General features: G+C 71.6%; 10 protein-coding genes. 5 read left to right on the top strand and 5 right to left on the bottom strand.

All coding sequences use genetic code 11. The features are described from left to right. Nucleotides 1-266: hypothetical protein (locus tag FRW57_RS24020; protein WP_203230291.1), on the bottom strand; the 266-nt coding region annotated here is incomplete at its 3' end. Between the two features lie 184 nt (nucleotides 267-450). Between FRW57_RS24020 and FRW57_RS10390 the strand changes: the two genes are divergently transcribed. Continuing rightward, nucleotides 451-1398 (top strand): glycosyltransferase family 2 protein, encoded by a 948-nt coding sequence (locus FRW57_RS10390; RefSeq protein ID WP_137122185.1) that lies wholly within the window; start codon nucleotides 451-453, stop codon nucleotides 1396-1398. Nucleotides 1399-1422: 24 nt separating this feature from the next. On the opposite strand, the gene FRW57_RS10385 is transcribed toward FRW57_RS10390, so the two are convergent. Together FRW57_RS10385 and FRW57_RS10380 are read right to left on the bottom strand one after the other, a co-directional pair. Continuing rightward, the gene (locus tag FRW57_RS10385; protein ID WP_137122186.1) at nucleotides 1423-2436 is read right to left on the bottom strand and encodes an ABC transporter ATP-binding protein; all 1014 of its coding nucleotides are present in this window, start codon (nucleotides 2434-2436) and stop codon (nucleotides 1423-1425) included. Beyond that, nucleotides 2423-3331: an ABC transporter permease gene (locus FRW57_RS10380; RefSeq protein ID WP_137122187.1), complete on the bottom strand. Its 909-nt coding sequence runs from the start codon at nucleotides 3329-3331 to the stop codon at nucleotides 2423-2425. The genes FRW57_RS10385 and FRW57_RS10380 overlap by 14 nt, the downstream gene beginning before the upstream one ends. Nucleotides 3332-3556: 225 nt before the next feature. Between FRW57_RS10380 and FRW57_RS10375 the strand changes: the two genes are divergently transcribed. The 3 genes from FRW57_RS10375 to FRW57_RS10365 are packed head-to-tail and all read left to right on the top strand — an operon-like array spanning nucleotide 3557 to nucleotide 7514. Continuing rightward, nucleotides 3557-5719 (top strand): DUF5941 domain-containing protein, encoded by a 2163-nt coding sequence (locus tag FRW57_RS10375; protein WP_137122188.1) that lies wholly within the window; start codon nucleotides 3557-3559, stop codon nucleotides 5717-5719. Continuing rightward, nucleotides 5716-6546: a CDP-alcohol phosphatidyltransferase family protein gene (locus FRW57_RS10370; RefSeq protein WP_152185954.1), complete on the top strand. Its 831-nt coding sequence runs from the start codon at nucleotides 5716-5718 to the stop codon at nucleotides 6544-6546. The genes FRW57_RS10375 and FRW57_RS10370 overlap by 4 nt, the downstream gene beginning before the upstream one ends. 53 nt (nucleotides 6547-6599) lie before the next feature. Beyond that, nucleotides 6600-7514, top strand: a complete 915-nt coding sequence (locus FRW57_RS10365) for a glycosyltransferase (RefSeq protein WP_152185953.1) — start codon at nucleotides 6600-6602, stop codon at nucleotides 7512-7514. Between the two features lie 313 nt (nucleotides 7515-7827). Here the strand turns inward: FRW57_RS10365 and FRW57_RS10360 are convergent, their stop codons facing one another. Both FRW57_RS10360 and FRW57_RS10355 read right to left on the bottom strand, forming a co-directional pair. Continuing rightward, complete coding sequence (locus FRW57_RS10360) at nucleotides 7828-8466, bottom strand: CoA transferase subunit B (protein WP_152185952.1); 639 nt, start codon at nucleotides 8464-8466, stop codon at nucleotides 7828-7830. Between the two features lie 2 nt (nucleotides 8467-8468). Continuing rightward, nucleotides 8469-9293: a CoA transferase subunit A gene (locus FRW57_RS10355; protein WP_137122192.1), complete on the bottom strand. Its 825-nt coding sequence runs from the start codon at nucleotides 9291-9293 to the stop codon at nucleotides 8469-8471. A gap of 338 nt (nucleotides 9294-9631) precedes the next feature. Between FRW57_RS10355 and FRW57_RS10350 the strand changes: the two genes are divergently transcribed. Further along, nucleotides 9632-11140 (top strand): substrate-binding domain-containing protein, encoded by a 1509-nt coding sequence (locus FRW57_RS10350; protein ID WP_162308206.1) that lies wholly within the window; start codon nucleotides 9632-9634, stop codon nucleotides 11138-11140. Nucleotides 11141-11291: the final 151 nt, after the last annotated feature.

Here is an 11291-nt window from a genome sequence, read left to right as displayed (position 1 = left end):
ACCGGTGGTGGCGGCGGCCGACCGCCACCACCACCGGTGCCGGACGGACCGGTCGGGCCGCCGGGGCCGCCGGGAGCTGGTGAGGGCCGGTCGGTGCGGATCTTGCGCGTCGGGATCGGGCGGGCGGTGGAACGCCTCGTGTCCACCCGGATCACGTCGCCGTCGGCCGGGTCAGGAGCCTGCGAGCGGGGAGCGCGCGATCCCGGCCGGTTGCCCTGCGGGATCTGGCGGGAGCGGTCTACGCCGTCTTCGAAGTCCTGAGGCACCGCAACAGGGTAAAGGAGTCGTCTGGGTCCAGCCGTGCACGTGGTCCCCGAACGGTCCGTGTCGTGCGCGTCGGTCCGGCCCGGCACCGGTAGCCTGACCGCGACCCGACCGTCACCTCCGCGAGGACCACCGTTGCCGCCCGAACCGCCACCGCCCGCGCCGGAGTCGGCCGTCTCGGTGGTCATGCCGATCCTGGACGAGGAGCAGCACCTGGCCGATGCGGTCGCCGCCATCCTTGCCCAGGACCACCCGGGCGAGATGGAGGTGATCCTGGCTGTTGGACCCTGCACCGACCGGACGCCCGAGGTCGCGGCCTCCCTCGCGGCCGCCGACCCGAGAGTGCGCGTGGTCGACAACCCCAGCGGGCGCACTCCGGACGGCCTGAACGCCGCCATCGCGGAGGCGCGTCACGACATCGTCGTGCGGGTGGACGGGCACGGCATCCTCTCCCCGGGTTACATCGCCAAGGCGATCGCCCTGCTGCACGAGACCGGGGCGGCCAACGTCGGCGGCATCATGCAGGCCCACGGCGAGACGCCGTTCGAGTGCGCTGTCGCGGTCGCGATGACCTCCCGGATCGGCGTGGGCGGCGCGAGGTTCCACATCGGCGGACAGCCGGGCGAGGCCGACACCGTCTACCTGGGGGTCTTCCGGCGGGAGTGGCTGCGCCGCGTCGGCGGCTACAACACCCACTTCAGCCGGGCCCAGGACTGGGAGATGAACTATCGGATCCGGCGCGCCGGTGGCCTGATCTGGTTCACTCCCGACCTCACCGTCACCTACCGGCCGCGCGCCAGCGTGCGCACCCTGGCCAGGCAGTACCGCGACTACGGCCGGTGGCGCCGGGTCGTGTCACGGCTGCACACCGACTCGATCAACCTGCGCTACCTGGCCCCGCCGACCGCCCTGGTGCTCGTCGCCAGCGGCACGGTCGGAGGTTTCGTGTGGTGGCCCCTGTGGCTGCTGCCCGCGGGGTATGCCGTGTCAGTCACCGTCGGTGGTCTGCTCGCCGCTCGGGGCGAACCGCTCGCCACTCGGGTGCGGGTGCCTCCGGTGCTCGCCGTCATGCACGGCTGCTGGGGCTGGGGCTTCCTGACCAGCCCGCGAAGGCTCAAGCCCGAGACCTTCTGACCCGCCCCTACCCGGTCGGGGACGTCAGGGCCACTCGCGGATCGCGGACTCGGGCAGCTGCTCCCGCTGGTTTGCCGCCTCCCGTTCGCCGGCAGGCTTCTGGCCGCCTTCGGCCCCCCTGCCCGCCTTTCCGCTCTTGCCACCCTTGTGACCCTTGGTCTTGCGGGGGCGACCGATCTGTCCGCCGCGGCCGGGCTGGGCGCCGCCGGGCCGTCGGGAGGCGAAGTGCTCGCGGTAGGCCTCGACGACCTCCTCGGACGGACCGTCCATCACGAGCCGGCCGCGCTCGAGCCACAGGGCGCGGTCGCACATCTGCGTGATGGTCTTGTTGGAGTGGCTCACCAGGAAGACCGTCCCGGCCTGTTCGCGGATCTGCTCGATCCGCTTCTGGCTGCGGGCCCGGAAGTCCGCGTCGCCGGTGGCGAGGGCCTCGTCGACCATCAGCACGTCGGGCACCGCTGCCGTCGAGATGGCGAACCGGAGCCGTGCCCCCATGCCCGAGGAGTAGGCGGACATCGGCAGGTTGATGAACTCGCCGATCCCCGAGAACTCGACGATCTCGTCATACCGATCACGCACCTGGGCCGGCGTGAGGCCGAGGGCCAGGCCGCCGATCATCACGTTGCGCTCGCCGGTGAGCGAGCTCATCAGCACGGCGTTGACGCCGAGCAGCGAGGCGGTGCCGTTGAGGTAGACCTCGCCCTTCGTGGGTGGCAGCAGGCCGGCGACGCCACGCAGCAGGGTGCTCTTGCCGGAGCCGTTGCGACCGATGATGCCGATGGACTCGCCGTGGTCCGCGACGAACGACACGTCCTGGATCGCGCGGACGTCCCGCGTGCCCGAAACCGGGCGACCGCGGTTGAGCGCGCGGCGCACCACACTCGACTGGGCCTGGGAGGAGGCCACGCCGCGGCGCTTGGCGCCGAACACCCGGTAGACGATGTCGATGTGCGAGACGATCACGGCAGGGACGGCCTGCTCGGACCCGCGCTGCTCCTGCTCCCCGGTGGAGCCGACCGGCCGGTCAACCTCGGCCATAGGTCGACTCCCCCCGCCAGAAGAAGATCATCCCGCCCACGGGGAGCAGGATGGCCCAGGCCAGCCCGACGAGCCAGTTCAACGGGTGGACCGCCGTCTCACTGAGCAGGGCCTCGCGGGGCAGGGTGAGTCCGAGCGCGAAGGGCTGGTAGCTGAGCACAGCCGCCAAGGCCTCGTGTCCCTGGGTGTAGTGGTCGATCGAGAAGAAGACGCCGGAGACGTAGCGAAGCAGCCGGACGACCATGTTGACCAGGTTGGCCAGGTCGCGGGACCCGTTGACCATGCGCGCCGCAAACAGCACCATCCCGGTGTTGACCAGGCTGTGGATGATCAGCGCGACGGGGAAGAACAGCCAGGCCACACTCGGTGGCTCACCCGTCACGAGCATGAGCACCAACAGCACGCCGAACGCGGGCACGTTGCTGATGAACTCCGTCAGCGACACCGACAGGGGCAGCACACACCGTGGGAAGCGCAGCGCGCGGATCAGCCCGAGGTTGCCGATGATCGCCCGGCAGCCCTTGGTGAGGCTGGCCGCGGTCGACCCGAACAGGAAGATGCCGATGGCCAGGAAGGCCAGGTAGTTGTCCACACCCTTGGAAGTGTTGATCAGGAATCCGAAGATGAAGAAGTAGGACGCGACGAGCAGCAGCGGATTGAGCACCGCCCACAACTGGCCCAGGTGGTTGTTCTGGTTCTTGGCGTAGGACTCGGCGGAGGAGAGCGTCAGCAGGAACCGGCGCATCTGCCACGTGTCGGCGAGGTACTGGCGCAGCGTCGGGCGGATGCCCACCTGACGCAGCCCGTGGCGCCGGGCGAGCTCGGCGGCCTCCTCGGAGCTGAGGACCGGCGGCGGATCACCGATCGCGGGCCTGCCCGCGGCACGATCGGCCAATGCAGCGCTCCTCGATGGGGTGAAGACACACCGTGACGGGGCGTGCCGCCGCGTCGTCCCACGGCGCGTGTGAGCATAACGCAGGAGGCTGGCCGATCCGGTATGCCGACCGCTCCGGCGGGTGTGCCGGGGCGCCACACGCGAGACGCACCCCAGCCCGTGGATGCGAGGGAAGCGAGGCACCCTCGGGTAGCGTGGCGCCGTGGATACCGGGACGGTGCGGACGTGCGGCAACGGGTCCCCGAACGGCGCGGCGGACGCGACCTCGTGAGCACGTTGCACACGAAGGACACCGTCGGCGGCACGGGCACCGGGGGCCGGGCGAAGGGTGTGGAGGACGGTGTGGTGGCTGGCGTCGACGTCGTGCTCGTCGGTGACGAGGACGCACGAGCGGTGCACGGCTGGTCGGCCGGCGCCGACGTCGTGGTCCTGGGCGGTGGCCTGACACCGGTCCTGCGGCAGGCGCTCGCCGACCTGTCGTTGCGCGAGCCGGTCACCATCGAGGAGCCCGGAGCGGCTGGTGTCCTGGACCTGGTCAGCCTTGCCCGTGCCGACCTGCGTCGACCCTTGGTGCTCATCGGTGGCGACGTCGAGCTCGAGCTGCCCGCACTGCTCGACCTGCTCGACCGCCCCGGGTCGGGCACCGCGGCCCAGACGATCCGGCCGGAAGCGGTGACCGAGGGGTTGCCGCACGTCATACCGGTCAGGGTCGGAGCAGACGCCGCGGCCCTGGAGTCGCTCGGCACTGACGTGCACGAGGTGACCGGACCCGACCACGCCCTCACCGGCCTCGTCCGCATCGACGCCCAGGACCGTGAGCGTGCCGCCGAGCTCTGGCAGTCGGCCGGTGGCCGCGTCGACCCGGGTGAGGCCCGCGACACCTTCGCCCTGGCCGTGCTGGCTCTGGTGCGGGGCGGACTGCGGCTGCGCAACCGTGAGCTCGGCCCGTTCACGTGGCGGCGAGCCGGCGCCTTCGCCCAGGGCCATCCGGGCAGCGCATGGGAGCAGCGGCTGCGTGGCGCGTCCCGTGGCGGTGACGGATACCTGTCGACCCGCGCCATCCGACCGATGTCGCGGCGGGTGACCCGCTTCGGGCTGGGCCGCGGCTGGACCCCCAACCTGGTCAGCGTCGCGAGCCTCACGATCGGCCTGCTCGCTGCTGGACTGGTGACCACGGACAACCGCTGGCTGTGGATCGTCGCCGCGGTCCTGCTGCAGGTGGCGCTCGTCGTCGACTGCGTCGACGGGGAGATCGCCCGGTTCACCCGCCGGTTCAGTGCCTTCGGTGCCTGGCTCGACGGGGTCGGAGACCGGGTCAAGGAGTACGCGATGTTCGCGGCCCTGGCCTTCGTGGCCGTGCGGCACGGTGCTCCTGGCTGGGTCGTGGCCGGAGCGGCGATGATCCTGGTCACCTTCCGCCACCTCGAGGACTACGCGTATGTCGACCGGCTGCGCCCGCTGCGCGCGAGCCGGCCGGACGTCATACCCCTCACGCAGGAGCGGGACGGGGGATCGGAGGGCGCGACGACGGCGTTCGCCTCCGCGCCGACACGCAGGGACGCGACGGTCCACGCCGTCAAGAAGGTCATCCACTTCCCGATCGCAGAGCGCTACCTGTTGATCTCCTTGGGCCTGTTGACGTTCCGGCCGCTCGTCGTGCTGTGGGCCGTGATCGCCGCGATGGCCATCGCGTTGGTGTGGACCCAGGGTGGGCGCACCGTCAAGGCCGTCTGGGGCAGGGACGGCATCACCGACGACCTGCTGCCCGGCACCGGGCGCTGGAGCGACCTCGACCACCAGATGGACCTCGGTCCGCTGGCACGCGTCGTGGGTCGGATCTCGAGCATGCCGGTGGTCGGTGGGCTCGCCGCGGCGGCGGCCCTCTACGTCGCCGTGATCGTCGCCGCGACGCAGCACCAGGTCCTCATCGCCCTGGTCGTGGGAATTCCGGTCATGGTGGTCCTCGGGGCGGCGGCGCGGCCCCCGGTGAGCGACCCGCTGGGCTGGCAGCTGCCGTCGGTCCTCTGGCTCGCCGAGGCGCTGGTCGTGGGCTCGGTGACCGTCGCGGTCGTGCCGGAGGGGGCACGCGGAGCGGCCTACCTCTGGCTCGCCGTGGTGGCCTACCACCGTTACGACGTCGTCTACCGCCTGCGTGAGACCGGAGAGGGTGGTGCCGGCTGGGTGGCTTTGGCCACCCTCGGTGTCGACGGCCGGGTCGTCGGGCTGCTGTTGGTCGCCTTCCTCGCGCCGGAGCTGCTGTCGCTCGTGCTGTGGATCGGGGCGGCCGTCCTCGCCGTCGTCTACGCTGTCGACTCCGTGCTGGGCTGGCGACGCGCGGCGGCCCGGCAGCGAGCGGTGACCGAGGCGGCGATGGCAGGGACACCGTGACGTCCGCTTCCACGGACCGACCCACGCACGACCCGGACGACGACCACCCCTCGCTGGAGCTGTTGCGGTCGGTGGGGCAACCGGTGGCCCACATGGCCCGCTACAACGCAGAGCACTGGGCCGGGACGCTCTACCTGCGCCACCTGAGCATCCGGGTGACCCGCTGGTTGCTCCCGACGCACCTCAGCGCCAACGGCGTGACCTGGCTGATGATCGTGGTCGGGCTGGTCGGGGCCTACCTCGCGCTCCTGCCGGGAGTGGTTGGCCCGGTGCTGGTCGTCGTCGCGATGCAGCTGCAGATCCTGCTCGACTGCAGTGACGGGGAGGTGGCCCGGTGGCGGCAGCGCTTCTCGCCCGCCGGGATCTACCTCGACCGCGTCGGGCACTACCTGACCGAGGGCAGCCTGCCGATCGCTCTTGGCCTGAGGGCCGACGGCTACGACCTCGCACACCCCCTCGAGGTCGGGGGCTGGACCGTGCTCGGCCTGGTCGTGGCCGTGGTGGTGCTGCTCAACAAGACGTTCACCGACCTGGTCCACGTCTCCCGGGCCAAGACCGGCCGGCCGATGCTGGACGACGTGGCCGCGACTGCTCGCTCCAAGGTGAGTGGGCTGGCCCGGGTGCGTCGCCTGCTCGGCTACCTGCCGATCTTCCGCGCCTTCGTCGCCGTCGAGTTCTCGCTGCTGCTCCTCGTGGCAGGGATCGTCGACGCCGTGCGGGGCGACCTCGGCGGCACCCACGTGCTGCTCCTCGTGCTCGTGCCGCTGGCCTTCATCACCGCGCTCGGGCACCTGCTCGCGGTCCTGACCAGCTCACGGTTGGACTGACCGTGGGCGGGAGGCTCTTCCAGTGGGCGCAGGTGCCGGGTCCGGTCGGGGGCGTGAGGCGTTGCGTCGAGGACCTCAGCGCGGCGCTGGCGGACGACGGCGTCCCGGTCAGCCGCGTCAACACCGCATCGGCGCGCGACGCCGTGCGGATGCTGCCGCGGATCTGGGGGCGCAGCAGCCTGCACCTGTTCCACATCACCCGGCTCTGGCGCGCGATCGTCCTCGGCCCGCTCTTCGGGATGCTGCCCGGGCGCACCGTCCTGGTCCTGCACTCCGGGTCGACCCGACGCCAGGTCGAGACGGCGGGGAGATGGCGCGGCCGGCTGCTGCGGGTCGCGTTGCACGCCTATGACGAGCTCTGGGCGGTGAACGACGAGATCGGCGGCCTGCTGCCGGCCGGCCTGCGGGAGCGGGTGCGGGTGGTGTCGCCCTTCGTGGCGCTGCCTCCGGACGATGGAGTCGGGCCACGCGAGCCCGACCTGATCACGGTCGCCACCAACTCGGGGCAGGAGCACTACGGGGCGGAGGTCGCCCTCGAGGCGGTGGCGCTGGCTCGTCAGTCGCGGCCCGAACTTCGGCTGTGGATGCTGGCCTACGGCGACGAGACCCCACGGCTGGCGACGCTGCGCCGCCGGGTGGAGGAGCTGCCCTGGGTGCGCTGGTCGTTCAACCTCTCCCCGCACGAGGTGGCTGACGCGCTGGCTCGCTCGGCCGTCTTCCTGCGCCCGACCTGGTGGGACGGCGACGCGCTCATCGTGCGGGAGGCACTCGCGGCAGGAACCCGGGTCGTCGCCAGCGACACCGCGGCACGGCCCGTCGGAGTGGAGCTCAGCGCTCTGGACGGGGAGGCCTTTGCCGAGGCCGTGCTGCACGGGGGCCGGCCGAGTGACGGGCGGGGCCTGGCCCGCCGGTCGATCGTCGAGGCTGCCCGGGAGTCCCTCGGGAGCCCCGGGGCCCTGCGCACCTGACCGGGCCGTCGAGCCACGCTGGCAAACCTGGGCTCGCGGGCGCCATACCGCCGGTTTGGCCGACCTTTGCCAGCATGGCTTGACGCCGGGCCGGCCATGGCGACTCGGTGTCTGGTCGCGCTGGACGCGGTGTCTGGTTGCGCTGGCGCAAAGAGCCAGTGAGCGGCGTGCCGACGTGACGTGATCGCAAGTCGCGCTGGCACTGGTGTGGTGACCTGCCGCCATACCGGCGTGTCGTGGTGTTCCGGTCGGGTAGTGCCAGCGCGGGTTGCGATCCTGCGCCGATGCCTTGCCAATAATGGAGGCTCGGGAGTCAGAGCAGTTCGACGGTGAGCTCGGGCTCGGTCTTGTCGCGCACCTCGTCCTCGCTGACGCCCTCGGCGAGCTCGCGCAGCACCAGCCCGGACTCGGTGACGTCGATGACGGCGAGGTCGGTGATGATCCGCTGCACGACTCCGCGCCCGGTGTAGGGCAGCGAGCAGTCGTTCACGATCTTGTAGGAGCCGTCCTTGGCGGTGTGCTCCATCAGCACGATGACCTTCTTGGCGCCGTGCACCAGGTCCATCGCCCCGCCCATGCCCTTGACCATCTTGCCGGGAATCATCCAGTTGGCGATGTCACCGGCGGCCGAGACCTGCATGGCACCGAGGATCGCGGCGTCGACCTTGCCGCCACGGATCATGCCGAAGCTGGTGGCCGAGTCGAAGAAGGACGCGCCCTTGCGCAGGGTGACCGTCTCCTTGCCGGCGTTGATCAGGTCGGGGTCCTCCTCGCCCTCGATCGGGTAGGCGCCGACGCCGAGGATGCCGTTCTCCGACTGGAGCACGATCTCGACGTCGTCGGGCACGTAGTTGGGCACCAGGGTCGGCAGGCCGATGCCGAGGTTGACGTAGGCGCCGTCGGACAGCTCGCGGGCCGCGCGGGCGGCCATCTCCTGACGGGTCAGTGCCATGTTCAGGCCTCCTTGCTCTCGGACCCGGCGCCGGCGCCCGCGGGGGCGGCTTCGGTGCCTCGGGGACGGACGGTGCGGCGCTCGATCCGCTTCTCGGCGGCCTGCTCGGGGGTCAGCGGCAGCACGCGCTGGACGTAGATGCCCGGCAGGTGGACCGCGTCGGCGTCCAGCTCTCCGGGCTCGACCAGCTGCTCGACCTCGGCGATCGTGACCCTGCCGGACATCGCCGCGAGCGGGTTGAAGTTGCGCGCGCTCTGCCGGAAGACGAGGTTGCCGTGCCGGTCGCCCTTCCACGCGCGGACCAGGCCGAAGTCGGCCGCGATGGCCCGCTCCAGCACGAACTGCTTGTCCTCGCCGTCGACGGTGAACGTCTTGGTCTCCTTCTTCGGCGACGCGACCGCGACCGCGCCGTCAGGGGAGTAGCGCCAGGGCAGCCCGCCCTCAGCGACCTGGGTCCCGGCGCCGGTGACCGTGTAGAAGGCCGGGATGCCGGCGCCTCCGGCGCGCAGCTTCTCGGCCAGCGTGCCCTGCGGTGTCAGCTCCAGCTCCAGCTCACCGTGCAGGTACTGCCGTTCGAACTCCTTGTTCTCCCCGACGTAGGACGCCACCATCCGGCTGATCCGCTTGGCCTTCAGCAGCACCCCCAGCCCCCAGTCGTCCACCCCACAGTTGTTGGAGATGGCCTCGAGATCCTTCACCCCCAGGTCGTGGATCTCGGCGATGAGCACGCTCGGAATGCCACACAACCCGAACCCTCCCACCGCCAGGGACGAGCCGTCGACGATCCCCTCGACGGCCTCTCTGGCAGAACTGACCACTTTGTCCATGGCGGGACTCTATCGTCGTGATGTTCGGCGGGACGTGGTCCCCGAGGTCGTGCGAGTGGCAGCGCTGCCCGCGCCGGCGAAAAGAGCGGTCCATGACAGGACGACACGGATCCCATGAGAGACCGCGGGGGCGCATACGGGCACTTGGGGTCGTTCTGGCGTTGGTGGTCGTGGCCGCCCTGGCCGTGACGGGCGTGACCGTGCTCGGTGGCGACCGTCAGTCCGGGGTCGGGACCGCTGGCGCCCCCGGCGGTGCTGACCCGGCGAGAATCACGGCGACCACCGGGGGGACCTCTCGACCTTCCGGAGCGACGACGTCCTGCTCGTCCCCGACCACCGTGCGCGTCGCGACGACCGAAGCGATGGCCCGGGTCGTCCGGGAGCTGGTGGACCAGGGCGCCGCTGCCCTGGACGGCGCGTGCGCCGACTACCAGGTGAGCACGCCGGACCCGGCCACGGTGCTCCTCCAGGTGAGTGAGGACGACGCCGCCGCACCCGACGTGTGGATCCCTGACTCGTCGCTGTGGGTGGACCGGGCGAACGCCGAGGCAGGAACCTCGACGGCGCCGCTCACCTCCGATGGCGACGTGGCGTACAGCCCGCTGGTGCTCGCGGTCCCCGGCGGCCTGGCCGACCGGTTGGCCGGCGACGGCAATGTGGCCTGGGGATCTCTGCTGTCCGCGTCCGTGCCGGTCCGCGTCGGCGACCCGGGGCGCGACACGTCAGGGATGCTGGCCCTGCTGACGGCCCGGTCGGTCGTCGGTGACGGGGCAGCGGCCCAGAAGGCTCTCGGCGCCGCGATGATCCGGCTGTCGCGCACCAGCGCGCCGAGCGACGGGCAGCTCTTCGCGGCGAGCGGCACGAAGCTGGCCGTGGTCTTCCCGACGAGCGAGCAGGCTGTGGCGAGCCATCTTGCGGCGCACCCCGGTGCCCGGATGCGGGCGGTCGTGCCCGCGGAGGGGACCGCGTCGTTCGACTACCCGTTCGTCCAGCTGCCCGGACGATCTCCGGCGGTCGAGGCCGCCGGATCCCGGCTGCGCCAGGCGCTCACCTCGAGCGAGGGCACGAAGGCCCTGCAGGTGGCGGGTTTCCGTGTTGGCCCGGACTCCTCGGGTCCTGGGCTGGCCGGCGTCCCCGCCTCACCGAAGGTTCGCGCCCACCCGACCGCCGCCGCAGCGACCGGGGTGCTCGCGGCCTGGGACAGCGTGCGGACCGACATGCGCATGCTCGCGGTGATCGATGTCTCCGGCTCGATGGACCACAGCGCGGGTGACCGGACCCGGATCCAGCTGGCCGCCGGTTCGGCGGCGGAGGCCATGCAGGTCTTCCCTCCGAGTTCGCAGGTCGGACTGTGGGAGTTCTCCACGCATCGCGGGCCGGGCGGCCAGGACTGGAGGGAGCTGTCGCCCATCGAGCGGCTCGACGCGGTCCGGTCCGGGAAGACCCATCGCGACGTCATCCTGGCCGCGGCTCGCGGGCTGCCGGCCGACACCACGGGCGACACGGCGCTCTACGACACCGTGCTCGCCGCCTACCGTTCGGTGCAGCACGGCTACGACCCGCACCGGGTCAACTCCGTGGTGATCCTCACCGACGGCTGGAACGACGACCCTTCCGGCGGGCTCACCCTCGGCGCGTTGCACCAGCGGTTGCGCCAGGTGGCGGATCCGCATCGCCCGGTGGTCGTGATCACGGTGGCCATGGGGCCGACAGCCGACACCAGGGCCCTGTCGAAGATCGCCGGATGGACCCAGGGTGAGGCGTTCGTGGCCAAGGACCCGCGCGACATCCGGACGGTGTTCGTCGAGGCGCTCCTGCAACGGCAGTGTCGCCCGAACTGCTCGTGACGGCTGCTCCCACGAGCCCGCGAGCCGCCGCCGACCACCAGGGTCGCAGCGGCCGGGCGAGCCGGTCAGCCGACCAGGTCGAGCGTGACGCCCTCCGCGGCGAGCCGGTCCGGCATCAACGCGGGATCGGGGGAGCGCACCAGCACCACCG

Source organism: Segeticoccus rhizosphaerae, assembly GCF_009192725.1.
GTDB classification, from domain to species: Bacteria; Actinomycetota; Actinomycetes; order Actinomycetales; family Dermatophilaceae; genus Segeticoccus; species Segeticoccus rhizosphaerae.
The sequence above is the reverse complement of the archived record's forward strand: the minus strand, read 5'-3'. Positions and strand labels throughout refer to the sequence as shown.